At 70.0% G+C, this 25,216-nt stretch carries 20 protein-coding genes and 1 tRNA gene; 17 read left to right on the plus strand and 4 right to left on the minus strand.

Annotated features, from left to right (window positions below):
- Positions 1-97: 97 nt before the first annotated feature.
- Positions 98-2,344: a choline BCCT transporter BetT gene (gene betT, locus ABD298_RS01085; protein WP_344297661.1), complete on the plus strand. Its 2,247-nt coding sequence runs from the start codon at positions 98-100 to the stop codon at positions 2,342-2,344.
- A gap of 18 nt (positions 2,345-2,362) precedes the next feature.
- Here betT and ABD298_RS01090 read toward each other — a convergent pair whose 3' ends face one another.
- Complete coding sequence (locus tag ABD298_RS01090) at positions 2,363-3,493, minus strand: ABC transporter permease (RefSeq protein ID WP_344297663.1); 1,131 nt, start codon at positions 3,491-3,493, stop codon at positions 2,363-2,365.
- 101 nt (positions 3,494-3,594) lie between these two features.
- Between ABD298_RS01090 and ABD298_RS01095 the strand changes: the two genes are divergently transcribed.
- From ABD298_RS01095 to scpC, 8 genes are all read left to right on the plus strand, one after another.
- Entirely contained in the window at positions 3,595-4,191 is a 597-nt protein-coding gene (locus ABD298_RS01095; RefSeq protein WP_344297665.1) for a TetR/AcrR family transcriptional regulator, read from the plus strand.
- Between the two features lie 18 nt (positions 4,192-4,209).
- On the plus strand, positions 4,210-4,644 hold the full coding sequence (locus ABD298_RS01100; protein WP_344297667.1) for an ester cyclase: 435 nt from the start codon (positions 4,210-4,212) through the stop codon (positions 4,642-4,644).
- Between the two features lie 149 nt (positions 4,645-4,793).
- Positions 4,794-4,867 (plus strand) — tRNA-Pro (locus ABD298_RS01105).
- 240 nt (positions 4,868-5,107) lie between these two features.
- Complete coding sequence (locus ABD298_RS01110; protein ID WP_344297669.1) at positions 5,108-6,484, plus strand: wax ester/triacylglycerol synthase family O-acyltransferase; 1,377 nt, start codon at positions 5,108-5,110, stop codon at positions 6,482-6,484.
- A 190-nt stretch (positions 6,485-6,674) separates the two neighbouring features.
- On the plus strand, positions 6,675-8,576 hold the full coding sequence (locus ABD298_RS01115; protein ID WP_344297671.1) for an FAD-binding monooxygenase: 1,902 nt from the start codon (positions 6,675-6,677) through the stop codon (positions 8,574-8,576).
- Between the two features lie 124 nt (positions 8,577-8,700).
- Positions 8,701-9,750, plus strand: coding sequence for an LLM class flavin-dependent oxidoreductase (locus ABD298_RS01120; RefSeq protein WP_344297673.1), 1,050 nt, complete (start codon positions 8,701-8,703; stop codon positions 9,748-9,750).
- A gap of 51 nt (positions 9,751-9,801) precedes the next feature.
- The gene (locus tag ABD298_RS01125; protein ID WP_344297675.1) at positions 9,802-10,395 is read left to right on the plus strand and encodes a dienelactone hydrolase family protein; all 594 of its coding nucleotides are present in this window, start codon (positions 9,802-9,804) and stop codon (positions 10,393-10,395) included.
- Positions 10,396-10,524: 129 nt separating this feature from the next.
- Complete coding sequence (gene scpC / locus ABD298_RS01130) at positions 10,525-12,057, plus strand: succinyl-CoA:acetate CoA-transferase ScpC (protein ID WP_344297677.1); 1,533 nt, start codon at positions 10,525-10,527, stop codon at positions 12,055-12,057.
- On the opposite strand, the gene ABD298_RS01135 is transcribed toward scpC, so the two are convergent.
- Positions 12,050-12,973: an Fpg/Nei family DNA glycosylase gene (locus ABD298_RS01135; RefSeq protein WP_344297679.1), complete on the minus strand. Its 924-nt coding sequence runs from the start codon at positions 12,971-12,973 to the stop codon at positions 12,050-12,052. The two genes, scpC and ABD298_RS01135, sit on opposite strands and share 8 nt — an antisense overlap.
- A gap of 146 nt (positions 12,974-13,119) precedes the next feature.
- Here ABD298_RS01135 and gcvH point away from each other — a divergent pair, with 146 nt between their 5' ends.
- The 5 genes from gcvH (at position 13,120) to ABD298_RS01160 (ending at position 16,093) form a co-directional block, all read left to right on the plus strand.
- Positions 13,120-13,506 carry a glycine cleavage system protein GcvH gene (gcvH, locus tag ABD298_RS01140; protein WP_208712321.1) on the plus strand — a complete coding sequence of 129 codons (387 nt, stop codon included), beginning with the start codon at positions 13,120-13,122 and terminating at the stop codon, positions 13,504-13,506.
- A 33-nt stretch (positions 13,507-13,539) separates the two neighbouring features.
- Positions 13,540-14,025 carry an FHA domain-containing protein gene (locus ABD298_RS01145; RefSeq protein WP_344297681.1) on the plus strand — a complete coding sequence of 162 codons (486 nt, stop codon included), beginning with the start codon at positions 13,540-13,542 and terminating at the stop codon, positions 14,023-14,025.
- Between the two features lie 11 nt (positions 14,026-14,036).
- A complete protein-coding gene (gene ftsR, locus ABD298_RS01150) occupies positions 14,037-14,762 on the plus strand; it encodes a transcriptional regulator FtsR (RefSeq protein ID WP_344297683.1) in 726 nt (241 codons plus the stop codon).
- On the plus strand, positions 14,762-15,265 hold the full coding sequence (locus ABD298_RS01155; protein WP_344297685.1) for a bifunctional nuclease family protein: 504 nt from the start codon (positions 14,762-14,764) through the stop codon (positions 15,263-15,265). The genes ftsR and ABD298_RS01155 overlap by 1 nt, the downstream gene beginning before the upstream one ends.
- A 234-nt stretch (positions 15,266-15,499) precedes the next feature.
- On the plus strand, positions 15,500-16,093 hold the full coding sequence (locus tag ABD298_RS01160) for a MerR family transcriptional regulator (RefSeq protein WP_344297686.1): 594 nt from the start codon (positions 15,500-15,502) through the stop codon (positions 16,091-16,093).
- Between the two features lie 104 nt (positions 16,094-16,197).
- Here ABD298_RS01160 and ABD298_RS01165 read toward each other — a convergent pair whose 3' ends face one another.
- Positions 16,198-17,025: a ParA family protein gene (locus ABD298_RS01165; RefSeq protein ID WP_344297690.1), complete on the minus strand. Its 828-nt coding sequence runs from the start codon at positions 17,023-17,025 to the stop codon at positions 16,198-16,200.
- Between the two features lie 192 nt (positions 17,026-17,217).
- On the opposite strand from ABD298_RS01165, the gene ABD298_RS01170 reads away from it, so the two are divergent.
- Both ABD298_RS01170 and ABD298_RS01175 read left to right on the plus strand, forming a co-directional pair.
- Positions 17,218-20,619, plus strand: a complete 3,402-nt coding sequence (locus ABD298_RS01170) for a pyruvate carboxylase (protein WP_344297692.1) — start codon at positions 17,218-17,220, stop codon at positions 20,617-20,619.
- A 158-nt stretch (positions 20,620-20,777) separates the two neighbouring features.
- Positions 20,778-22,184, plus strand: a complete 1,407-nt coding sequence (locus ABD298_RS01175; protein ID WP_344297694.1) for a nucleotide-binding protein — start codon at positions 20,778-20,780, stop codon at positions 22,182-22,184.
- Positions 22,185-22,211: 27 nt separating this feature from the next.
- Here ABD298_RS01175 and ABD298_RS01180 read toward each other — a convergent pair whose 3' ends face one another.
- The gene (locus ABD298_RS01180; RefSeq protein WP_344297696.1) at positions 22,212-24,035 is read right to left on the minus strand and encodes an AMP-dependent synthetase/ligase; all 1,824 of its coding nucleotides are present in this window, start codon (positions 24,033-24,035) and stop codon (positions 22,212-22,214) included.
- A gap of 147 nt (positions 24,036-24,182) precedes the next feature.
- On the opposite strand from ABD298_RS01180, the gene ABD298_RS01185 reads away from it, so the two are divergent.
- Positions 24,183-25,208 (plus strand): ROK family glucokinase, encoded by a 1,026-nt coding sequence (locus ABD298_RS01185; RefSeq protein ID WP_344297699.1) that lies wholly within the window; start codon positions 24,183-24,185, stop codon positions 25,206-25,208.
- The last annotated feature ends 8 nt before the right edge of the window (positions 25,209-25,216 follow it).

Here is a 25,216-nt window from a genome sequence, read left to right on the forward strand (position 1 = left end):
GTTGAAGGTAGTACCATTGGAAGGTTGGCAGCGCTCCGTCGGACCGCCGGACAGCCCGGACTCCTGACGATGCGACGGCCAGAGAACAGGAGGATGAGTGGCAGAAACAGCGGATATCCAGGGATTCGACACCACGTCGCCGAGGGCGGCGATCGAACGCAGCCGGCTCGGGGGAACCGAGCGTCGCCGGACCGGAGGGGGCGAGGGCCGGCCTCCAGTCTCCAGCGCTGAGCTGGGACGAGGGCCGGAGGAGTTCGGAGAGAGTCGGGGACCCAGGGTCCGCTGGAGGGTGTTCGTCATCTCCTCCGCCATCATCCTTGCCTTCTCGGTGTGGGCCATGGCGATGCCCGGGAACGCCGCCTCGACGATGCACGCGGTCGTCGAGTGGATCGCGACGAACCTCGGATGGTTCTACGTGCTGACCGTGACGCTCGTGATCCTGTTCGTGGTGTGGGTCGCGCTGTCCAAGGAGGGCGGTGTCCGACTCGGGCCGGACCATTCGCGGCCGCAGTACCGCCTGTTCACCTGGGTGGCGATGCTCTTCGCAGCGGGAGTGGGCATCGACATGCTCTTCTACTCCGTCACGGGCCCCATCACCCAGTACATCGCCCCGCCCTCGGGCTCCGGCCAGACCCCTGAGGCCGCCCAGGATGCGGTGGTCTGGACGATGTTCCACTACGGGGTGGCAGGCTGGGCCATGTACGCGCTGCTGGGCATGGCCATGGGCTACTTCGCGTACCGGTGGGGCATGCCCCTGTCCATCCGAGCCGCCCTCTACCCCCTGCTGGGCAAGAGGGTGCGGGGAGCCATCGGCGACACGATCGACATCTTCGCGCTCGTCGGAACGGTCTTCGGGGTCGCGACCTCGATGGGCATCGGCGTGGTGCTGCTCAACGTCGGCTTCGCCACGCTGTTCGGGCTTGAGCAGGGCCTCGGCCTGCAGATCGCCCTCGTGGTGGTGGCGGTCGTCATGACGATCGCGGCCTGCACCTCCGGCGTGGACAAGGGGATCCGCCTCATCTCCGAGCTCAACCTCTGGAGCGCCGGCGCCCTCCTGCTGTACATCCTCGTGACCGGGCACACCTCGTTCGTGCTCAACGCGACCGTGGAGAACATCGGCCGCTTCGTCGCCACGCTGCCGGGGCGCACACTGCAGACGTTCGCCTACGAGGAGGGCGGCTCCTCGTGGATGGCGGTCTGGACGCTCTTCTTCTGGGCGTTCTGGCTCGCGTGGGGCCCGTTCGTGGGCCTGTTCCTGGCCCGCATCTCGCGCGGCCGGACGCTGCGCGAGTTCGTCATCGCGGCCATCACGGCGCCCGTGCTGTGCGACCTGCTCATCGTGGCGATCTTCGGCAACAGCGCCCTGTACGAGGTGATGCACGGCAACATGGACTTCGCGACCCTGGCCATGGAGAGCCCCGAGCAGGGCTGGTATGCCCTGCTGGAGAAGTTCCCCGGCGCGCCCTTCCTCATCGGCCTCGCGACGCTGTCCGGCCTGCTGTTCTACCTCACGAGCGCGAACTCCGGCGCCATGGTGATGTCCAACTTCTCGTCGTCGATCCCGGACCCGGGCCAAGACGGGGCGAAGTGGCTGCGCATCTTCTGGGCTGTGCTCACTGCCGTGCTCACCGTGGCCATGCTCATGGCCGGCGGCGTGACCACCATGGAGTACGCCACCCTGATCTTCGCGCTGCCGGTGACGGTCATCGCGTATCTCGTCATGGCGTCCTTCTCGAAGGCCCTCCGGATGGAGCGCGCCGAGCGGGAGGGGCGCGTGCTGCGGAGCAGGTCCACGGCTGCGACCGGCGGCGCGGTGCCCGAGCGCAGCTGGCGCCAGCGGCTCGCCGGGCTCCGGTCCTATCCCTCAAAGAAGTCCGTGGCGCTGTTCATGGAACGCACGGTGGAGCCGGCGCTGCGGGACGTCGCCCTCGAGCTCACCCAGCAGGGCTACGAGGCGAGCCTCGTCACCGCCGCGGGGGAGGGGACGGGCATCCCGACCCACACCCTCGTGGTCAGCATGGACGAGTACCGCAGCTTCCACTATCAGGTCGCGGCGGTAGCGGCGCCCGTGCCGATGTTCGGCGGGCGGGTGAACCAGGAGGAGGACGTCTACTACCGCCTCGAGGTGTTCACCCAGACCGGATCGGAGGGCTACGACCTCATGGGGGTGACCCGTCAGCAGGTCATCGACGACGTCCTGGACCGGTATGAGGCGCACCTGGGCTTCCTCGCGTACTCCGCCGAGCACTCCGCGGCATCGATGCTCACCCCGCCGGTCGACCTCACCACCGGCCAGGTCCCGAGCGTGCCGCTCGACGGCGAGCCGGAGAAGGCCCCCGCCTGAGCGGGGGCGCCCGGGACGCTACACCTCGGCGACCGCGGGCTCGTTGCGGAAGTGCCCGACGGCGATGAGCACAGCGCCGACCACGGCCCAGCCGACCAGGACGAGCCATGGGAACAGCGCCGACGCCTCCGGGAAGTAGGAGAGGTCGCGCAGGAGCGTGCCCGACGCGCCCGGGACGAGCCACTGCCCGACATCGCCCCACGGCGCCGGCAGGAACTCCTTGGGCTGGGTGAGCGACGATAGGGGATTGCCGACGAAGAGCGTGATGACCGCGCCGAGGGCGATGCCTGCCCGGCCCAGCAGCGCGTTGAGGCCCACGATGATCGCCGCGGTGGCGACGACGCCGAGGCCTATCGCCCCCGCGTTGGCCCAGAAGCTCCCCTGGAGGATGTGGAACCAGCCCTGCAGGATCCCCGCCAGACCCAGCCCTGCCAGGACGCCGTAGGCCGCGATCGCACCGAGCCGGCGCCACGTCCCCGAGACGAGCAGCGAGATGAGCACGCCGCCGATCATCCCGCCCATGGCGAGCGGCAGGCCGGCGACGGCGAGCCCGGCGCCGCGAGGGTCGTCGGGGGAGAGGGGCACGACGTCGGTCACCGTCACCGTGGGCGTCGCCGCCTGGGGCGCCTGCTGGGGCGCCGGGCTCTGCGGGGCCGCTGGCGCGGAGCCCTGCGCCGCGTGCTGCGCAGCCTGGCCGAGGGCGTCCTGCGGCCTGGCGATGACCTGCGCCTGGATCTGGGACTGCATCTGCTGACCCACCTGGGTCAGGAACTGCGCGGCGGCCGGGCTCGCCGCGCTCGCGATGAATACCTCGGGTGCGTTCCCGAGGATGACCGCTCCGTAGGCCTCCTTCGTCCGGATGAGCTCCACCGCCTCGTCGCGGCTCGCCGCTCTCCGCACGTCGAGTGCGCCCCCGGGTGCCTTGGACGCGACCTGCGCGACCTGCTCCGGCGTGCCGACCGCAGCGACGGGCAGGTTCTGGACCTTTGCCGTGACGCCGGGCCATGCGAAGGCCAGGAGCACGATGCACACTGCGATGGCCGCGAGGACCGCAGTGCGGAGGGCATGGCCCCATGGTGTGTGGGCGCCGGGGGCGGGGCCATCCCGATGCGCAGGGGCGGGTGCTGGGGTGAGCGTTCCGGTGGACATGATCGTCCCTCTCGCTAAAACGAATGCCTGTTCTCTATTGTCCTCCGGTGCCGCAATCCGTCAAGAATGATCATTCGTTTTCTATGGGGTACCGTGGCCTCATGCCGAAAGTGAGCGAGGAGCACCGCGCGGCCATGCGCGAGCGGATCCAGGCGGCGGCCCTCGCCTGCGTCGCGGACAAGGGCTTCTCGAACGTGTCGATGGCGGACATCATCGCCGAGGCTGGTCTCTCTGCCGGCGCGGTGTACGTGTACTACCGCTCCAAAGAGGAACTGGTCGTCGACGTCGGCCGCAGGGTCTTCGGCGAGCGCATGACCGCGCTCGAGCAGCTCGGCGGCCACGACCCCGTTCCCCCTCCCGCCGAGGCCGTCACCGCCCTCATGAGCGGTCTGGCCAGCACCGCCTTCTTCCCGGGGGTCGCCGTCCAGGTGTGGGGAGAGGCCGTGCGGAACGACGAGCTGGGCGCCATTGCCCGGGACATCATCGCCCAGATCCGCGCGCACATCGAGCACTATCTGACGGCGTGGCTCGCCGCCTCCCGTGGCCGGGCGGCCGACGCCGCAGCCTCCGAGGCGCGACGCCTCGCCCCAGCCGTGATGGGATTGATCCAGGGCTTCGCGGTCCAGGCCGCTCTCGGGGGGCCGGGGATCGAGGCGCGGTACGTCGAGTCGGCGCGGGCCCTACTCGCCAGCCTCTGACCGGCGCAGAATGTCCGAGTGGATCCACTCGCAGTGTTCACGCGCCTCATCATGGAGGGCTTCGCCACAGGCAACGACGCGGTGGTCGACGACGTCGTGACGCCGGGCTTCATCGAGCACCAGTACGGCCTCGAGAGCGAGGGTGCGGAGGCGATCGCAAACCTCAAGTCCGCCGTCCGCGGCGTGCGGGCCATGATCCCCGACGTGGCCTACACGATCGATGACCACGTCCTCGACGGGGACACACTGTGGGTTCGCATGACGTCCAGGGGCACCCACTCCGTCCCCGTCATGGGACAGCCGCCCACGGGCCGGGAACTGGTGCTGACGGTCATCGACATCGCGAGGTTCGAGGGCGGCCGCATGGCGGAGCACTGGGGCGTGCCCGACCGCTTCGCGCTCATGTCCCAGGTGGGCGCGTTGCGCCGTCCGACGCCGCCGACGGACGCCTGAGCACGGGGCGATGACTGGCCGGACGGGCCCTCGTCAAGGAGCCACGCGGACCTCCGGCCGATTCGCGCGATCCGCCCTCGTCGGATATGCTGGAGCGGTTGCTTGGCCGGGCGCGAGAGCGAAAGTGATCGTGTTGGGCGGGCGATGTTCGGGCTGTAGCGCAGCTTGGTAGCGCACTTGACTGGGGGTCAAGGGGTCGCAGGTTCAAATCCTGTCAGCCCGACGAACAAGCCCCCGCGAGACGATGTCTTGCCGGGGCTTTTGCGTCCGCGCCCGCCGCGGGCCGGGCCGTTGGGCCCTAGCCTGCCGCGCACCGCTGGGCTTGACTGTGCGGGGGAGCCTCGTGGAGAGGCAGCCCGAAACGGGCCGACGCCGGGGGCGACGACGCCGGCCCCACGACGCCGCTCGCGGAGGTCAAGCAGCTGGCCTCCGGGGACGGTTCCGTGGAGGGGCGGGAGGGCGGATGCCGAGGTCACGCGATCGGCTCAGCGCCCTCGACTCTCTGTTCCTGCGCCCGGAGACCGGAGCCCAGTCGCTGCACGTGGGCACCGTGCTCATCCTCGAAGGACCAGCTCCGAGCCCGGAGCAGTTCCGGCACCACCTCGCGGAGCGGGTCGCCTCCCTGCCGATCCTGGGCCGGCGTGTCCTGCAGATGCCCTTCGGACTCGGTCGTCCGATCTGGGTCGACGCAGAAGGATTCGACGCCTCCGACCATGTGCACCACTCCCGCCTCGACGAGCCGGGCTCGGACGACCAGCTCCGCGCCGCGGCGGCGCGCCTCATGGCTCCCCGGCTCGACCCGTGCCGCCCGCTGTGGGAAGTCTGGCAGGTCGACGGACTCGTGGGCGGGCGATGGGCTGTGGTGGCCAAGGCCCACCACACCATGGTCGACGGCCGGTCCGGCGTGGGCCTCGTGCAGGCGCTCCTGGCCGACGGCCCTGGCAGGGTCCCCGCTGCTGCCCCGGCCGCCCAGCCTCGGCCGAAGCCGTCGACGGTCCAGCTCGCCGTCGACCTCCCCATCTGGGCGGCCGGCCTTGCGCTGCGGACGCTCCGGCTTGCCGTGCGCTCGCTTCTGGCACCCCGCGTAGCGCTGCAGAGGGTGCGGGCCGTCCGATTCGGCCTTGCCCAGGTCATCCGCCCAGACCTTCCGCCGTCGGTCCTGAACGGCCCGCTGGGCACCGAGAGGCTGTGGGGATGGGCGACCGCGGACCTCGCCGCCGTCCAGCGGCGCGCACGCACCGCGGGCTGCACCGTGAACGACGTCTTCCTCGCAGCCTTGGCCGGTGCCTTTCGACGATTCCTGCTGGACCGGGGAGAGGACCTCCGGACGGTGGTGCTCCGGACCATCGTGCCCGTTGCAGGCCCTGACCAACGCCGGGCGGGAGCAGTCCGGAATCTGACCTCGGCGATGTTCGTCGAGCTGCCCGTCCAGCTCACCGACCCTGCGGCCCGGCTCGCCGCCGTCAGAGCGCGGACCGCCGAGCAGAAGGCCCGGGGCGTGGCCGAGGCGACGGCGGCCTTCGTGGCCATGGCAGACCACCTCCCCGCTCCGCTGCTGGCCCGTGCCGGCAGGGCCTACGGTCGGGCCCGGCAGGGCAGGGTCAACGTCGCCGCGACGAATCTCCGCGGCCCCGATCAGGCCCAGTACCTGTCCAACTGCCGCGTCCTCGCCGTCATCCCATGGGTCCCGGTGGCGCTCGACGTCCGCGCCACGGCGGCGATGATCAGCTACGCCGGCGCCCTGACCGTCGCCGTCACCGCCGACGCCGGGGCGCTGCCCGACGCCGACCGACTCGTCAGCGCTGTCGGGGAGGAGCTGGCGCTGCTCTCCGATCGCTGACCCACCCACCCGACCTCCCTGTGACGGGTGCTGCTCAGGCTGTAGGAGCCTCCGCGATTGGCCGCGGCTTGAAACCCTCGGGTGAGCCAGCTTACTATCGATTGAGCGATATGCGAACGTGCGTTTCTAATATCGAACACATCAGCAACCGGCGGCACATCGCCACCCCCACAGAGAAGTGAGGAAGACCGTGCAGTTCCACCATCACGGCTATGTCTCCACGGACCCCAAGGTCCAGCCCGCCGCCGGCGTCGGCCTCAACCGCCCAGAAGAGCTCCCGGACCAGATCGACGTCCTGATCATCGGCACCGGTCCCGCGGGTATGATCACCGCGGCCCAGCTCTCGCAGTTCCCGGACGTGACCACGCGCATCATCGAGCGCCGGCCCGGCCGCCTTGAGATCGGCCAGGCCGACGGCATCCAGGCCCGCAGCGTCGAGACGTTCCAGGCGTTCGGCTTCGCCCCGGAGATCATCGCCGAGGCGTACCACATCACCGAGATGAACTTCTGGAGCCCGGACCCCGAGAACCCGCAGAACATCGTCCGCACCTCCCGCGCGGTCGACGACGAAATGGGCATCAGCGAGTTCCCGCACCTGATCGTCAACCAGGCCCGCGTCCTGGACTACTTCGCCGAGGTCATGAAGAACTCCCCGACCCGGATGACCCCGGACTACGGCTGGGAGTTCGTCGGCCTCGAGATCGGCGAGGGCGAGTACCCGGTGACCGTCCGGATCGTCGGCTCCGGTCCCGACAACCAGGGCCAGGAGCGCACCATCAGCGCCAAGTACGTCGTCGGCTCCGACGGCGCGCGCAGCAAGGTGCGCGACTCGATCGGCTGCGAGATGAGCGGCGACCGTGCCAACCACGCGTGGGGCGTCATGGACGTCCTGGCGAACACGGATTTCCCCGACATCCGCACCAAGTGCGCCATCCAGTCCCACGACGGCGGCAGCATCCTCCACATCCCGCGCGAGGGCGGCTACCTGTTCCGGATGTACGTGGACCTGGGCGTGGTGCCGGACGACGACCACGGCAAGATCCGCCAGACCCCGCTCGAGACCATCATCGAGAAGGCCAACAAGATCCTCCATCCGTACTCCGTGGACGTGAAGAGCGTCGCGTGGAACAGCGTCTACGAGGTGGGCCACCGCGTGACCCACCGTTTCGACGATGTCCCCACCGAGCTGGCCGGCACCCGCACTCCGCGGGTCTTCATCACCGGCGACGCCTGCCACACGCACAGCGCCAAGGCCGGGCAGGGCATGAACGTGTCGATGCAGGACGGCTTCAACATCGGCTGGAAGCTGGGCCACGTCCTCGAAGGCCGCAGCCCCGAGAGCCTCCTCTCGACCTACACCGCCGAGCGTCAGGTCATCGCCCAGAACCTCATCGACTTCGACCGCACCTGGTCCTCCATGATGGCCAAGAAGCCCGAGGAGTTCGAGAACCCCCAGGAGCTCGCGGACTTCTACGTGCGCACCGCGGAGTTCCCCGCAGGGTTCATGACCGAGTACACGCACTCGATGATCGTGGGCGAGGCGAAGCACCAGGCGCTCGCTACCGGCTTCCCCATCGGCAAGCGCTTCAAGTCGGCCAAGGCCGTGCGCATCTCCGACACGAACCCGCTGCACCTCGGCCACCTCGCGGCCGCGGACGGGCGCTGGCGCATCTACGTCTTCGCCGACTCCGCCAAGCCCGGTGCCGAGGATTCGACGCTCGTGAAGTTCGCCGACTGGCTTGCCGCCGACCCCGCCTCGCCGGTGGCCGCGACCCCCGAGGGCCTCGACCGCAACGCGTGGTTCGACGTCAAGGTGGTGTACCAAGCCGACCACCGCTCGTTCGACCTCAACGACGTCCCGGCGGTGTTCAAGCCGCAGGTGGGCCCGTTCCAGCTCAACGACCTCGAGAACGTCTTCGGCACCCTCAAGGACGAGGACATCTTCGAGGAGCGCGGGATCGACCGCGAGGGCGTGGTCGTGGTGGTGCGCCCGGACCAGTACGTGGCCAACGTCCTGCCGCTCTCAGCCACGGACGAGCTCGGGGAGTTCTTCGCCGGCGTCCTAGGAGCCAAGAAGGCGCAGACCGTCTGACAGAACCCCTTCGGTGCGGCGTGGCCCGGGCTGTGCCCGGGCCACGCTGGCCTTCGGCGGCTCTCGTTCCTTCGGCGGGTCTCGTCGAGGAATAGACGCCATCCGAGAAAGGTTGAGGCTTCACGTGAAAGCGTTCGGTTTCCTCTCCTTCGGCCACTACGGCGCGTTCCGCGGATCCGAGACCCGGGGGGCGGCGGACATGATCCGTCAGGCCCTCGACCTCGGTGTCGGCGCAGACGAGCTGGGCGTGAACGGCGCCTACTTCCGCGTCCACCACTTCGCCCCCCAGCAGGCGGCGCCGGTCCCGCTGCTGTCCGCGATCGCAGCCAGGACGAAGCACATCGAGGTCGGCACCGGGGTCATCGACATGCGGTACGAGAACCCCCTCTACCTGGCCGAGGAGCTCGCGGCGCTCGACATCATCAGCGCCGGGCGCATCGCGATCGGCGTGAGCCGAGGGTCGCCCGAGCCCGCCCTCCGCGGCTACGAGGCGTTCGGCTACACCGGATCGACGGACGAGCGTGGCGCCGACCTCGCACGGCGGCACTTCGAGCTGTTCCTCAAGGCCATCGACGGGGAGGGCATCGCCCCTGCCGATCCGCGCCAGGCGCCGGCGGGGACCCTTCTGCCGGTCGAGCCGCACTCGCCCGGCCTCCGCGACCGCATCTGGTGGGGGAGCGGCACCCGCACCACCGCGGAGTGGACCGGGAAGCTGGGACTGAACATGATGAGCTCGACTCTCCTCACGGAGGCCACGGGTGTGCCGTTCCACGAACTCCAGCGCGAGCAGATCGACGCGTACCGGGCGGCGTACAAGGCGGCAGGCCACACGCGGCCACCCCGCGTCTCGGTGAGCCGCAGCATCTTCCCGATCGTGAACTCGAAGGACGCCATGTACTTCGGGATGCGCACTGACGCCGACCAGATCGGGGTGATCGACGGGTTCCAGTCGACGTTCGGCAAGACCTACGCCGCGGAGCCGGACGAGCTCATCGAGCAGCTCAGAGCGGACTCCGCCGTGATGGCTGCGGACACCGTCATGCTCACGGTCCCGAACCAGCTCGGGGTCGACTACAACCTCCACATCCTTCAATCGTTCGCGAAGCACGTCGCTCCCGAACTCGGCTGGAAGCCGAACACGGACGGCCCCGTCCAGGGCGATCCGGTGGACTGACCCTTCCCCTCGCCTCTGGCCGGACGCCTGCGTGCCCGTTAGCGTGACGGGATGGCAGATGTCCTCCTGTTCCACCACGCGCTCGGCCTCACGTCCGGAATCGCATCGTTCGCCGAGACGCTCCTCCGCAACGGCCACACGGTGACCACGCCTGACCTGTTCGAAGGCAGGACATTCGCCACCGTGGAGGAGGGTGTCGCGCACGCCCAGTCCATCGGCATCGGCGAGCTCATCGCCCGGGGCGAGCGGGCGGCGTCGTCCATGCCGGAGAACCTTGTCTACGCTGGATTCTCCCTCGGCGTCCTCCCGGCGCAGAAGCTCGCCCAGACGCGCCCGGGCGCAGCCGGGGCGCTCTTCTTCTACTCGTGCCTGCCGCTCACGGAATTCGGAAGCGCGTGGCCGAAGGGCGTTCCCGTGCAGGTCCACGCCATGGACCATGACCCGGTGTTCATGGAGGAGGGGGATCTCGAGGCCGCGCGGGATCTCGTCTCGCAGGCCGACTCCGGCGAGCTCTTCCTCTACCCCGGCGACGAGCACTACTTCGCCGAGCCGATGCTGCCGAGCTTCCGGCCGGAGCAGGCGGCCCTCCTCGCAGAGAGGGTCCTGGCGTTCCTGGACTCGGTCGGGCTGCCAACGCACTCCTGACGAGGGCCACTTCTTCTGCCCTGTCGCCCACAGTGCCCATGATGACGGAGGTCACAGCGCCGGGGCGGCAGAAGGAATAGACTCGTCTGCTGCGCGGGCAGAGCTGCCCCCGCAGAGAAGAGGGGTCAGGTGCACGAGCGAATCCGCCACGCCGGGATGCTGCAGAAGAGAATGAGTCCGGAGCAGGCGGCGGCCCTGATCAGGCCCGGCATGACCGTGGCGATGAGCGGCTTCACGGGCGCCGGCTACCCGAAGGCCGTGCCCCAGGCGCTCGCGGCCCACATGGAGGCGGCGCACTCGGCCGGGGAGCAGTTCAAGATCAAGGTCCTCACCGGCGCGTCGACGGCCCCGGAGCTCGACGGCGTGCTCGCCAGGGCGGACGGCATGGAGCTTCGGCTTCCGTACATGTCCGACCCGGCGCTGCGGAAGCGGATCAACGACGGCGAGCTGGACTACATGGACATCCACCTGAGCCACGTCGCCCAGCACACGTGGTTCGGCTTCTACGGCGACGTGGATGTCGCTGTCGTCGAGGTGGTCGGCATCCTCGAGGACGGGCGGCTCATCCCGTCCTCCTCGGTGGGCAACAACAAGACCTGGCTCGACATGGCCAGCAGGGTGATCCTCGAGGTCAACTCCCGCCAGCCGGCCGCCATGGAGGGCATGCACGACGTCTACTACGGCACGGCCCTGCCGCCGAACCGCCGGCCGGTCCCGATCCTCGCCCCCGGCGACCGGATCGGCGAGCCGTACCTCCGGGTCGACCCCGAGAAGGTCGTCGCCGTCGTCGAGACCGACGCCCCGGACCGGCTCTCAGGCTTCAGCGCCCCCGACGAGGCGTCCCGCGCCATCGCTGCGCACCTTCTGGACTTCTTCGACCATGAGGTTCGCCGCGGTCGGCTCGGCGAGCGGCTCCTGCCCCTCCAGTCCGGGGTGGGCAACATCGCCAACGCGGTCCTCGCCGGCCTCGCCGAGGGCGGCTACCGGGGCCTGAGCGCCTACACCGAGGTCATCCAGGACGGAATGCTCGGCCTGATCAAGGACGGCACGATCGAGTTCGCGTCCGCCACGTCGTTCTCCCTCAGTGAGGACGGCGTCGCCGACTTCACCGCCAACGTCGACCTCTACCGCGAGCGCATCCTCCTGCGCACGCAGGAGATCTCCAACCACCCGGAGGTGGTCCGGCGGCTGGGGTGCATCGCGCTGAACGGCATGATCGAGGCGGACATCTACGGCAACGTCAACTCGACCCACGTCGCGGGGAGCGCCGTGATGAACGGGATCGGCGGCTCGGGCGACTTCGCGCGCAACGGCTTCCTGAGCGTGTTCATGTCCCCGTCGACGGCGAAGGGCGGGAAGATCTCGGCGATCGTGCCGATGGCCAGCCACGTGGACCACACCGAGCACGACACGATGATCCTCATCACCGAGCAGGGCCTCGCCGACCTGCGCGGCCTCGCACCCAAGCAGCGTGCACGCGCCGTGATCGCCCGGTGTGCCCACCCGGAATACCGCCCCGCCCTCGAGGACTACTTCGAGCGCGCGCTCCGGGACAGCTACGGCAAGCACACGCCACACCTGCTGGGGGAGGCGCTCTCGTGGCACGAGCGGTTCGTCTCCACGGGGGACATGCGCCCGGCGGCGTCCGCCCCCGCTATTTGAGGAACTTGGAGGTCCGCCGGTCCGCCAGCGGCTTGCCGCCCGTCTGGCAGGTTGGACAGTACTGGAGCGCGGAGTCCGAGAAGGAGACCTCGAGGATGGTGTCACCGCACACGGGACAGGGCTCTCCGGCGCGGCGGTGCACCCGCATGGTCCGCCGCTTCTCGTCCTTGAGCTCCTCGGGCGCGTGTCCCATCGCCTCGTCGACCGCGTCGGAGAGGACCCGGCGGAGCGCCTCGTAGAGGCGTTCCGCGGCGGCATCGTCCAGCGTGGAGGCGATCGCGAACGGCGAGAGCTTGGCCGCGTGCAGGATCTCGTCGCTGTAGGCGTTGCCGATCCCCGCAATGGCCTTCTGGCTGCGCAGGAGGCCCTTGATCTGCTGCTTGTGCGAGGCCAGGATCTTCCGGAGGGCCTCGAGGGTGAAGGTGTCCTCGAGCGGCTCCGGGCCGAGCTCGGCGACCGCCGGGACGTCCTCGAGCCGCCGGACGATGTACACGGCGAGCCGCTTCCACGTGCCCGCCTCGGTCAGTTCGATTCCCGTCTCCTCGCGCCCGGCACCGGTGTCCCGGACGAACCCGAAGCGCGCCGCGATGTACCCCTTGCCCCGCGGCATCGTCGGCTCGGGAAGGTGGTCCAGCACGCGTACCCACCCGCTGAGGGAAAGATGGACGACGACGGCGACCGGGCCGGCGTCGTCCTCCCCGCCTCCCGCCGTGCCCGGGCCTGGCGCGGTGAGCACGACGAGGAGCTTGCCGCGCCGCGCAACGCCCTCGACACGCCGGCCGAGGAGGGAGTCGTACGGCGGGTCGGCCGTCTTGAGGGCGTTGACCGAGCCGATGGAGACGTGTTCGATCACCGACCCGGCAAGGCGCTCGTCGAGCGCAGCTGCCAGCGCTGTGACTTCGGGGAGTTCCGGCACGGTGCCTCCTGGTGCCCGGGGGTGGGGGACCCCTCCATGGTGGCAGGAAAACGCCACGGGGCAGGGGAACACTGTGCCTATACTTTCAGCGACACCGCACCCAGGGGCTCCGGCAGCGGGGCCCGACGCCGACGAAAGGGCTCCTCATGAGCAACGTCCCCTCTGAGCTGTCGTACACCGCCGAGCACGAGTGGATCTCGATGGAACCCGGCGACGGGGTGGTGCGCATCGGCATCACCGACTTCGCCCAGGACGCCCTCGGGGACGTGGTCTACGTCCAGATGCCCGAGGTGGGCACCGAGGTGAGCGCCAACGCCGTGGTGGGCGAGGTCGAGTCGACCAAGAGCGTCAGCGACATCTATGCCCCCGTCTCCGGCAAGGTCGTGGCCCGCAACGAGGCGCTCGACGGCGATCCCGCCCTCGTGAACTCGGATCCCTACGGCGAGGGCTGGCTCATCGAGGTGCAGCTTTCGGACGACTCCGAGACCGACAAGCTGCTCAGTGCCGCCCAGTACGAACAGCAGGTAGGGTAGTTTTCTGAATCCGGGACGAGCGAGGAGGAATCGATGGTGAGCGACGAGCGTCGAGACATCGGCGCCGACGAGGCAACGCAGCGACAGGAAGCGGCGAACGAGACGACGTCGATCCAGCTTCCACCCATCTCGGGGGAGCCGACGATGGCGCCTGCGCTGAGCTCCGAGGAGGCAGGTGCTGTTGCGGCACTGCCCTTCGGCTCCGCTCTCCTCGTTGCCCACAGCGGCCCCAACGCCGGCGCCCGGTTCCTCCTCGACTCCGATGTCACGACGGTGGGGCGCCACCCGGACGCGGACATCTTCCTCGACGACGTCACGGTGTCCCGCCGCCATGCGGAGTTCCGGAGGGTCGGGCGCGGGTTCGAGGTCGTGGACGCCGGCAGCCTCAACGGGACCTACGTCAACCATGACCGTGTCGACCAGGTGACGCTGCGCAACGGGTCGGAAGTGCAGATCGGCAAGTTCCGGCTCACGTTCTATCTCAGCCCCGCACAGAACCCGGTGCGGCCAACCGCCTAAGGGGGCGGAGCATGGCAGCTGCGCAGACCGAGCGGAGGAGCTCGGGCGCCCTCAACATCGGCGAGGTCCTGGCCACCCTGGCGGAGGAGTTCCCGTCGATGACGGCGTCCAAGATCCGCTTCCTCGAGGACAAGGGGCTCATCGCCCCGCACCGCACGCCCGCCGGGTACCGGCAGTATAGCCAGGGCGATGTCGAACGGCTGCGCTTCGTGCTGGCGCTCCAGCGTGACCAGTACCTCCCGCTGAAGGTCATCAAGGACTACCTCGATGCGATCGACCGCGGCGAACGGCCGGAGGGCCTGCCGCCGGGGGTGAGCGTGGCGCCGCGTGCGGTCTCGGAGGAGCTCTCCGCGCACCTGAGCACGACGCGTCCGCGCTCCCTGTCCGAGGCGCAGCTGCGGGCAGAGTCAGGAGCCAGCGTGGCCCTCGTCGAGGCGATGGTCAGCTATGGCCTCGTGGAGTCCGCCAACGGCCGCTTCGACGAGCACGCGCTCCAGGTGGCCCGCGCGTGCGTCGCGCTCGAGGACCACGGTCTCGAGCCGCGCCACCTGCGGCCGTTCCAGGCCTCGGCTGAGCGCGAGGTGGGACTCATCGAGCGTGTCGTGGCGCCGATGGCCTCGCGCCGGGACACCGATGCGCGGGCGAGGGCGGCCGAGGAGGCCCGCGAGCTCAGCGAAGTGTTCCTCACCCTGCACCGCGCCCTCGTGCACGGGCTCATCACGAGGATGGATGGCTGATGATCGAAGTCGAAGTCGTGGGAGTGCGCATCGAACTCCCCTCCAACCAGCCCCTCGTGCTCCTGAAGGAAGCCCACGGGGAACGCCACCTGCCCATCTGGATCGGCACGGCGGAGGCCAGCGCCATCGCCCTCGCGCAGCAGCACGTCGTCCCCCCGCGCCCGCTGACCCATGACCTCCTCGTCAACGTGGTCCACGGGCTCGGCCGGCAGGTGGTCAGTGCGACGATCGTCGCGGTCGAGGACAGCGTCTTCTACGCCCAGCTGGGGTTCGACGACGGGACGACCATCGAGTCCCGCGCCTCCGACGCCCTCGCCGTCGCGCTCCGGGTGAACTGCAGGATCTGGTGCGCCGACGCGGTCCTCGAGGAGGCGGGGGTCCAGCTCGCCGAAGGCAGCGAGGAGGGAACCGAAGACGCTGCGCCGACCGTTGAGGAGGAGAGCGAGCTGCGCCGCTTCCGCGAGTTCCTCGCCGATGTCGAGCCGGAGGACTTCGACGAATGACCCCTCTCCGCTCCCTCCCCGGGGCGGAGACCCCGACACGCCTCGGCCCGTGAGCCAGATGTCTTTGCTTTCGTCCCGGCGCAGTTCTAACGTCGGTAGAGACAGGTTCCCATTGCATCCCGGGCGGCCAGAGGCGACACTGGAGACTGCACTCCGACTGTAATTACAGTAGTGCGCTTTATGACGATCCCCTCGGTATGGCGATTCCCCAGGGGAGCCGTGAAGGAGGGTTTTGTGAGTCCCAAGGGAGAGCACGGAGAGCTCGGGCAGCTACACGCCCCGGGCGCGGACGTGCCGGTTGGCACGCAGGGTCTCCTCTTCGACGATGACCTGCCCGAGCTTGACGAAGAGGCGGGCTACCGCGGCCCCACGGCATGCAAGGCAGCCGGCATCACCTACCGGCAGCTGGACTACTGGGCGCGGACGGGTCTCGTCGAGCCGACCGTCCGTGGGGCCGCGGGGAGCGGCTCCCAGCGGCTGTACGGCTTCCGCGACATCCTCGTCCTCAAGGTGGTCAAGCGCCTCCTCGACACGGGAGTGTCGCTCCAGCAGATCCGCTCCGCCGTCGGCCACCTGCGGGAGCGGGGCGTCGAGGACCTCGCGCAGATCACGCTCATGAGCGATGGCGCCTCGGTGTACGAATGCACCTCCGCCGACGAGGTCATCGATCTGGTCCAGGGCGGCCAGGGCGTCTTCGGCATCGCCGTGGGCCGCGTGTGGCGCGAGGTCGAGGGGAGCCTTGCGGAACTTCCGAGTGAGCACGCTGCTGACCAGACGTTTCCCGGCGATGAACTGAGCAAGCGCCGCGCGGCGCGCAAGACCGGCTGAACCAACGCTTTGACGCGCGACGCCGAAGGGTCGCCTCCCGCGGGAGGCGACCCTTCGGCGTCGTACGCGTTGGGGGGGCAACAGGCCCCTGCGCGCCGTGGAAACTAGCGCATCGCCGCCCGCGGGCGGAGCTCCCGGCTGGGGGAGAGGATCGAGGTGAGCAGCTCGTCGTAGATGGCCGCCGTGCCCCGGGCCGCTTCCCCCGGCCAGTGGTGAACGGCGTGAGCGGCCCCCTGGATCTGCTGCCAGTTGGCGAGCTCGGGGACGTGCGGGCTCAGGAGCAGCGGCCCGAACATCTGCCTCATCTCCTCGAGCCGGTAGCCGTGCTCAGTGGAGGATGGGCGCACACGGTTGGCGACGATCCCGGCCGGCGAGAGCCGCGGCGCGTACTCCTGCTTGAAGACCTGGATGGCGCGCAGGGTGCGCTCCGTCCCGGCGACCGAGAACAGGCCGGGCTCGGCGACGAGGAGCACGCGGTTGCTCGCCGACCACGCCATGCGGGTCAGGCCGTTGAGCGACGGCGGGCAGTCCACGAGGACCAGTCCGTAGCCCTCGACCCCGTTCAGGACCATGTCGAGCCGGCGCAGGTCCCGGCGCCCGAGGTCGGGACGGTCGTAGACGGAGCTGAGCGAGCCGCCGTACGCGACGTCGAGCACGCGGTTCTGGCGGCCGGCCAGGGCGGCCGCGCGCCGGACCCAGGCGCTCGCGACGACGTTGTCCTCGAGGAAGGCCCTCCGCGGCGACTTCAGCATCCTGCCGATCTCGAGCTTGCCGTCGGCCGCGACTCCCAGCGCGGTGGAGGCATCAGCATGCGGGTCCAGATCCACCACGAGGGTGGGGATGCCGGCCGCGAGCGCCGCCGAGGCGAGCCCTGTCGTCACCGAGGTCTTCCCGACTCCGCCCTTGAGGCTGCTGATGCTGACTACTTGCACTGGAGGATCCACTACCTTTTCGCTCGCCGACTCCCCATCATCTTAGTGGGACCGCTCCGGGCTTTCGGGCCGTCCCACACCATGAGATATGACGTAGCGTGATTCAGGGCACAGAACGTTGTCCTGATACTTTGACCGCATAGACACTAGGCACCACCTAGACCAGTCCTGCGTTGCGACAACAGGAGTCCCATGTTCTCCAAAATTCTGGTAGCGAACCGCGGTGAAATCGCCATCCGCGCGTTCCGTGCCGGCTACGAGCTCGGTGCCAAGACAGTTGCGGTATTCCCCCACGAGGACCGCAACTCCATCCACCGCCAGAAGGCGGACGAGGCCTACCTCATCGGTGAGGAAGGCCATCCAGTCCGTGCGTACCTCGATGTCAACGAGATCGTCCGCGTGGCCAAGGAGGCAGGCGCGGACGCCATCTACCCCGGCTACGGCTTCCTCTCGGAGAACCCCGAGCTCGCCCGCGCAGCCGAGGGCGCTGGAATCACGTTCGTCGGCCCGCCGGCCGAGGTCCTCGAGCTCGCGGGCCACAAGGTCCACGCCCTGGAGGCGGCCCGCAAGGCCGGCATCCCGGTGCTGCGGTCCTCGAAGCCGAGCTCGGACGCCGAGGTCCTGCTGAAGGAGGCCGACGAGATCGGCTTCCCGATCTTCGTCAAGGCCGTCGCGGGCGGCGGCGGCCGAGGCATGCGCCGCGTCGACACGCGGGAGGCCCTGCCCGAATCGCTCAACGCGGCGATGCGTGAGGCGGACGCCGCGTTCGGCGACCCGACGGTGTTCCTGGAGCAGGCCGTCCTGCGCCCGCGGCACATCGAGGTGCAGGTGCTGGCCGACGCCGAGGGCAACGTGGTGCACCTGTTCGAGCGCGACTGCTCGCTCCAGCGCCGCCACCAGAAGGTCATCGAGATCGCCCCGGCACCCCAGCTGGACGAGTCGATCCGCCAGGCGCTCTACGCGGACGCCATCAAGTTCGCCAAGGCCCTCGGCTACGTCAACGCGGGCACGGTCGAGTTCCTCGTCGACACCGTGGGCGAGCGCGCGGGCCAGCACGTGTTCATCGAGATGAACCCGCGCATCCAGGTCGAGCACACCGTCACCGAAGAAGTCACCGACGTCGACCTCGTCCAGGCGCAGCTCCGCATCGCGTCCGGGGAGACGCTCGAGGACCTCGGGCTGACCCAGGACAAGATCCACCTCAAGGGCGCCGCCCTCCAGTGCCGCATCACCACCGAGGATCCGGCCAACGGCTTCCGCCCCGACGTCGGCAAGATCACCGGCTACCGCTCCGCGGGCGGGGCCGGCGTGCGCCTCGACGGCGGCACCATCTACCAGGGCGCCGAGATCAGCCCGCACTTCGACTCGATGCTCGTCAAGCTCACCTGCCGCGGCCGTGACTACGCCACCGCCGTCAAGCGCGCCCGCCGGGCTCTGGCAGAGTTCCGCATCCGCGGCGTCTCCACCAACATCCCGTTCCTCCAGGCGGTCCTCGACGACGACGACTTCGTGGCCGGCAACGTCGCGACGTCGTTCATCGACGAGCGCCCCGAGCTGCTGAAGGCGCGTTCCTCCGCGGACCGCGGCACCAAGCTGCTCACCTGGCTCGCTGACGTCACGGTCAACAAGCCCAATGGCGAGTCCCGTGTCCTCGCAGATCCGCGGGACAAGCTCCCCAAGGTGAACCTGGCCGACGCACCGGCCGGCTCCCGGCAGCGGCTCCTCGAGCTCGGCCCCGAGGGCTTCGCCAATGCACTGCGCGAGCAGAACGCCGTCGCCGTCACCGACACGACGTTCCGCGACGCCCACCAGTCGCTCCTGGCCACCCGCGTCCGCACCCGTGACCTCGTGGCCGCAGGCCCGGCCGTCTCGGTGCTCACCCCGCAGCTCCTCTCGGTCGAGGCCTGGGGCGGGGCGACCTACGACGTCGCGCTCCGCTTCCTCGGCGAGGACCCCTGGCAGCGCCTCGCCTCGCTGCGCGCGGCGATCCCGAACATCTGCATCCAGATGCTCCTGCGCGGCCGCAACACGGTCGGGTACACCCCGTACCCCGAGGAGGTCACGGTTGCCTTCGTCAAGGAGGCCGCCGCGAGCGGCATCGACATCTTCAGGATCTTCGATGCGCTCAACGACGTGAACCAGATGGCCCCCGCGATCAAGGCCGTCCGCGACACCGGAACCGCGGTGGCCGAGGTCGTCCTGTGCTACACGGGCGACCTGCTCGACCCGGCCGAGGACCTCTACACGCTCGAGTACTACCTCGACCTCGCGCAGAAGATCGTCGACGCCGGCGCGCACATCATCGCGATCAAGGACATGGCCGGGCTCCTGCGCCCTGCCGCGGCAGCGAAGCTCGTGACCGCCCTGCGCGAGCGGTTCGACCTGCCGGTCCACCTGCACACGCACGACACGGCCGGCGGCCAGCTCGCCACGCTGCTCGCGGCGGTCGAGGCCGGGGTCGACGCCGTCGACGTCGCCTCGGCGCCGCTCGCCGGCACGACGAGCCAGCCTTCGGCCTCGGCGCTGGTGGCGGCCCTCGCGCACACCCCGCGCGACACGGGCATCTCGCTCGCCAATGTCGACGCTCTCGAGCCGTACTGGGAGGCCGTGCGCCGCGTGTACGCGCCGTTCGAGTCCGGACTCCCGGGCCCGACCGGCCGCGTGTACCAGCACGAGATCCCCGGCGGCCAGCTCTCGAACCTCCGCCAGCAGGCCATGGCCCTCGGCCTGGCCGAGCGATTCGAGGCCATCGAGGACATGTACTCGGCTGCCGACAAGATCCTGGGCCGGCTGGTCAAGGTCACGCCGTCCTCCAAGGTCGTGGGCGACCTCGCGCTCCACCTCGTGGGCCTCGGCGCCGACCCGGAGGACTTCCGCGAGAACCCGCAGAAGTACGACATCCCGGATTCGGTCATCGGGTTCCTCAGCGGCGAGCTCGGCGACCCGCCGGGGGGCTGGCCCGAGCCGTTCCGCACGAAGGCGCTCCAGGGCCGCACGGTGAAGGTGCGCGAGGAGACCCTTAGCGAGCAGGACTCCGCGGCCCTCGCAGGCGACTCGGCCTCGCGCCGGGCGACGCTCAACCGGCTGCTGTTCCCCGGCCCGACCAAGGAGTACCTGTCGAACCGTGAAGCGTACGGCAACCTCGCCGTCCTCGACACGCGCGACTACCTCTACGGGCTGCAGCGCGGCCGCGAGCACGTGATCGAGCTCGAGAAGGGGGTGCGCCTCATCGCCCAGCTCGAGGCCATCTCCGAGCCGGACGAGAAGGGCATGCGCACGGTCATCGCCACGCTCAACGGCCAGTCGCGGCCCGTCGCGGTGCGCGACCGCTCCGTCCAGAGCAACGTCAAGCAGGCCGAGAAGGCGGACTCGACCAACCCGGGCCACGTGGCCGCGCCGTTCGCCGGCGCAGTGACGGTGACGGCGAAGGAAGGCGACATCGTCCAGGCCGGCGATTCGGTCGCGACGATCGAGGCCATGAAGATGGAGGCCTCGATCACGACGCCGGTCGCCGGCAAGGTGGCTCGCGTCGTCGTCGGCGGTGTCGAGCCGGTGCAGGGCGGGGACCTCCTCCTCGTCGTCGGCGCCGAGTAGTACAGGAGAAGGGCGGCGCTGGGCGCCGCTGGACGGAACCGCGGACCGGGCCCCTGGGGCCCGGTCCGCTTCCTGTTCCTGCCCTGAGGCTAGACTGGGGCGCGTTCCGAGCGCGGGCGGCGCTGCCGCCTGCCCAGCCACGAGTCGAACGGGAGCCCATGACCGAGCCGAGCAAGCCCCAGACGGCCGAGCGCGCCGAGACGCCCGCCGAGGACGACGCCCAGCCCAGCACAGGCGCGCCCACCGCTGACGCCCGCCCCACCGCCGACGCCCAGCCCACGCCGGACGATGATTCGATGCGCGGGGGAGAGCCCGCCCCTGTGGATGTCGTGACGGTGGCGGACGCCCAGGACAGGACGAGCGCGGAGTCGCTCACGGCGCTCACCGCCCTGACGACGGCACCGGCCGCGGTCGCCGTCCCGCCCGTGCCCACGCAGCCGCCGGGCCAGCGCGACGACCAGGAACGGGCGACGGCGACCGCGGCCTGGCTCGCGGAGCACCCGCTCGTCACCGCGGGCCCTGCTCCCGCTGCGCCTGAGGACCTCGCCCCCGGCTTCGTGCCCACCGGCAGCCAGGACGAGGCCGCCGAACCCGAACAGCCTGCACAGGTGAGCGAGCGGCGCGCCCGGGCGGAAGGGCCGGAGCTGGCCACGTCGCTCACATCGGACCGGCTCGTGACCAGGACCGCTGCCCCTCCGGCGTCGGGGTGGCGGCGGTGGCTGTACTACGCGACGCTCGGCTCCGTGAACGTGGGCGACTCGGACGCCGTCCGGCTCCAGCGCGCCCTCGAACGCCGGATCGCTGTCCGGCTCGGCGACGAGACCCGGTACGTGCCGATCCTGTCGCGGAAGGGCGGCGTGGGGAAGACAACCGTCACGACGCTCCTCGGGATGGCCCTCGCGGACCTCCGCGAGGATCGCGTGATCGCGATGGACGCGAACCCGGATCGGGGCACCCTCTCGGACCGCAACCCCGGCCGCGCCACCCACACGGCGCGCCAGCTCGTGAAGGACCGCTTCGAGGTGAACTCGTTCACGCAGCTCTCGACCTACACCGCCCGTGAGGGCTCACGGCTCGACGTCCTCGCCTCCGATTCAGACCCGATGGTCGCGCATGCCTTCAACGACGCCGACTACCGGGCGGTGACGGACATCCTGGGCCGCTACTACTCGATCGTGCTGACGGATTCGGGCACGGGCATGGTGCATTCGGTCATGCAGGGGACCCTCGAGAAGGCCGACGCCGTCGTGCTGGTCTCCGGGGGCAGCGTCGATGAGGCGAGGCTCGCCTCGGAGACGCTCTCGTGGCTCGAGGCACATGGCCGGGACGATCTCGTGCAGAAGGCGATCGTCGTCGTGAACATGTCCGCGGGGGACGGGACGCGCGTCAACGTCGACGAGATCGAGGACCACTTCCGCACGCGGGTCAGGGATGTGGTGCGGATCCCGCACGACCGGCACCTCGCCGAGGGGTCGCAGGTCGACTTCGCCAAGCTCCGGCCAGCCACCCGCGAGGCCGCCGTGGAGCTCGCGGCGCTCGTCGTCGAACGGCTCGCCGCCGAGTAGCCGGGGCTGCGCGGCGGCGGGGGCAGCTCAGACGGTGGTGGGCTTGGGCGCGGAGTAGATCTCCTCGACGTACTGGCCGAAGTCCTCCATGACCTGGGCTCGCTTGACCTTGAGCGACGGCGTGAGGTGGCCGGAGTCCTCGGTGAAGTCCGTCGGCACGACGCGGAACGACTTGATCGCCTCGGCCTTCGACACGCTCGCGTTCGCCCGGTCGATCACGGACTGCACGTGTGCGAGGACGGCGGGATGGGTCGACGCCTCGACGATCGAGAGGCCGGCAGGCTGCCCGTTGCGCTCGAGCCAGCCGGGGAGGGCATCCGCATCGAGCGTCACGAGTGCGCCGATGAACGGTCGATTGTCGCCCACCACGACGACCTGTGAGACGACGGCGTCCGCGCGGATCTGGTCCTCGAGGTGCGCCGGCGCGACGTTCTTGCCGCCAGCGGTCACGATGATGTCCTTCTTGCGGCCTGTGATGCGGAGGTAGCCGTCGCCGTCGAGCTCGCCGATGTCCCCCGTGCGGAACCAGCCGTCGGTGAAGGTCTGCGCATGGAGCTGGGGGAGATTGTGGTACCCCCGCATGACGCAGACACCCTTGGCGAGGATCTCGCCGTCGTCGGCGATCCGCACGGCGTTGCCGGGCAGCGGGGCGCCCACGGTTCCGATCTTGATGAGTCCGGGCGTGTTGACCGTGATTGGGGCAGTGGTCTCGGTGAGGCCGTAGCCCTCGAGGACCGTGAGCCCGATCCCGTGGAAGAAGTGGCCGAGCCGCTCGCCGAGCGGGCCGCCGCCGGAGACGGCGTACCTGATGTGGCCGCCCATGGCGGCGCGCAGCTTCCGGTAGACCAGCAGGTCGAAGGCCGCGTGCTGCAGCCTCAGGCCGAGCGAGGGCCTGCCGTTGTCGGCGTGGGCCTTGGACCAGGCGATCGCGGTGTCGGCCGCCCGGTGGAAGATCTTGCCCTTCCCGCCGTCCTCGGCTTTGGTCAGCGCCGAGTTGTAGACCCGTTCGAAGACGCGCGGGACCGCGAGGATGAACGTCGGCTCGAAGCTCTGGAGGTCGGCCAGGAGGTTCTTGATGTCCGGCGTGTGGGCCACCTTGCACCCGGCCGCGACGCTGAGCACGGAGATGAACCGGGCGAAGACGTGGGCCAGGGGCAGGAACATGATCGTCCTGGCGCCGGGCTGCTGGACCACCTCCGAGAGCGCCGCGGCCGAGTTCTCGGACAGCGCCACGAAGTTGCCGTGGGTCAGCTCGCAGCCCTTCGGCTTGCCGAGGGTCCCCGACGTGTAGATGATCGTCGCAAGGCTGTCCAGCGTCGCCGCGCTGCGGCGCGCCTCGAGTTCGTCGTCCGAGACCTTGGCCCCCGCGGCCCTCAGGGCGTCGAGGCTTGCCGGAGTCAGCTGCCACACGTGGCGGACTGCGTCCAGCCCCTCGGATTCGACGGCCTGCCGGATGGCGTCCTCGTGGTGCGCGGTTTCCCCGAAGGCGGCGACTGCCGCTGAATCGCCGAGGTTCCATGCGATCTGCGTGGGCGAGGACGTCTCGTAGATCGGGACCGACACTGCGCCTGCGAACCAGATGGCGAAGTCGACGAGCGACCACTCGTAGCAGGTGCGCGCCAGGATGCCGACCCGGTCTCCGGGCCCGATCCCCTCGGCGATGAGGCCCTTGGCAATCCGGGACACGTCCTCGCGGAATTCACGGGCCGTGATGTCCTGCCACACCCCCTGCGCGTCCCGCGTCGCGAAGAGCGGCGGGTTGGCGGGCTTCTCGGCCTGCTCGACCACGAAGTCGGTGATGTTGGCGGCAACGGGCTGGGGGATGAGGGGAGCTACGGTCTTCTCGCGCACGATTTCTCCTTTGTGTCTCCCGGTGCGTGGGAGATGGCTTAACCATATCCAAGGCCCTCAGACGGGTTGTGCCGTGGATCACGGTGGTTTGCTACTGGCGAGTAACTTTAGTCGGGGACGACCCTTCGCGCCACTACAATGGCGGTCGTGCCCAGACCCCGCTTCGCCCCGACCTTCCGACCGCACGACCCTCGGCTGAGGCGGCGGGGCCTCGCCATCGGGATCGACATCGGAGGGACCAAGGTCGCCGCCGGGGTGGTCGATGCCGAGGGGCACGTGCTGAGCCGGGCGCGTCGGGCCACCCCCGGTTCCCAGCCCCGGGAAGTCGAGCGGGTCATCGCCGAGCTCGTGGACGAGCTGAGCGCGGACCACCGCATCTCATCGGTCGGAATCGGCGCCGCCGGGTGGATGGACCTCGGCGGGGGGACTGTCCTCTTCAGCCCTCACCTCGCGTGGCGCAACGAGCCGCTGCGCGACAACCTCGAGAACCTCCTGCGCCGCCGGGTCCACCTCGCCAACGACGCCGACGCCGCCGCCTGGGCGGAATGGCGCTTCGGGGCCGGCCGGCACGAGAGCCACCTCGTGTGCATCACGCTCGGGACCGGGATCGGCGGCGCCATGGTGCTTGCCGGGCGCCTCGAACGCGGCCGCTACGGGGTCGCCGGCGAGTACGGCCACCAGATCATCGTTCCCGGAGGCCACCGCTGCGAGTGCGGCAACCGCGGGTGCTGGGAGCAGTATGCCTCCGGGAATGCCCTGGGCCGCGAGGCGCGTGAGCTCGCACGCGCGAACTCCCCGGTCGCGCAGGAGCTCCTGCGCGCCGTCGGAGGAGTCCCCGATGCCATCACGGGGGCGGTGGTCACTCAGCTCGCGCGCGAGGGCGACGCCGCCTCCCGGGAACTGCTCGAGGATGTGGGGGAGTGGCTCGGGCTCGGACTCGCGAACCTCGCTGCCGCCCTCGACCCGGGCACCTTCGTGATCGGCGGGGGCCTGTGCGACGCGGGTGAGCTGCTTCTCGCACCGGCCCGGCGCGCGTTCGCCCGCAACCTCACCGGTCGTGGGTTCAGGCCCCCCGCGCGGATCGAGCGGGCCGCCCTCGGCCCGGAGGCGGGACTCATCGGCGCCGCGGACCTCTCACGGGTGAACCTCCGCTCCCACGGCGGGGTGCGCTGAAGCCGCGC

Origin of the sequence: Sinomonas flava (assembly GCF_039531875.1) — a bacterium.
Taxonomy (GTDB): Bacteria; Actinomycetota; Actinomycetes; order Actinomycetales; family Micrococcaceae; genus Sinomonas; species Sinomonas flava.

Bases quoted from the DNA above. Each gene is read 5' to 3' on its own strand.
- ABD298_RS01090 (WP_344297663.1), bottom strand. From the start codon at position 3,493: ATGTCCACCGGAACGCTCACCCCAGCACCCGCCCCTGCGCATCGGGAT.
- ABD298_RS01095 (WP_344297665.1), top strand. From the start codon at position 3,595: ATGCCGAAAGTGAGCGAGGAGCACCGCGCGGCCATGCGCGAGCGGATC.
- ABD298_RS01110 (WP_344297669.1), top strand. From the start codon at position 5,108: ATGCCGAGGTCACGCGATCGGCTCAGCGCCCTCGACTCTCTGTTCCTG.
- ABD298_RS01125 (WP_344297675.1), top strand. From the start codon at position 9,802: ATGGCAGATGTCCTCCTGTTCCACCACGCGCTCGGCCTCACGTCCGGA.
- gcvH (WP_208712321.1), top strand. From the start codon at position 13,120: ATGAGCAACGTCCCCTCTGAGCTGTCGTACACCGCCGAGCACGAGTGG.
- ABD298_RS01145 (WP_344297681.1), top strand. From the start codon at position 13,540: ATGGTGAGCGACGAGCGTCGAGACATCGGCGCCGACGAGGCAACGCAG.
- ftsR (WP_344297683.1), top strand. From the start codon at position 14,037: ATGGCAGCTGCGCAGACCGAGCGGAGGAGCTCGGGCGCCCTCAACATC.
- ABD298_RS01155 (WP_344297685.1), top strand. From the start codon at position 14,762: ATGATCGAAGTCGAAGTCGTGGGAGTGCGCATCGAACTCCCCTCCAAC.
- ABD298_RS01170 (WP_344297692.1), top strand. From the start codon at position 17,218: ATGTTCTCCAAAATTCTGGTAGCGAACCGCGGTGAAATCGCCATCCGC.
- ABD298_RS01175 (WP_344297694.1), top strand. From the start codon at position 20,778: ATGACCGAGCCGAGCAAGCCCCAGACGGCCGAGCGCGCCGAGACGCCC.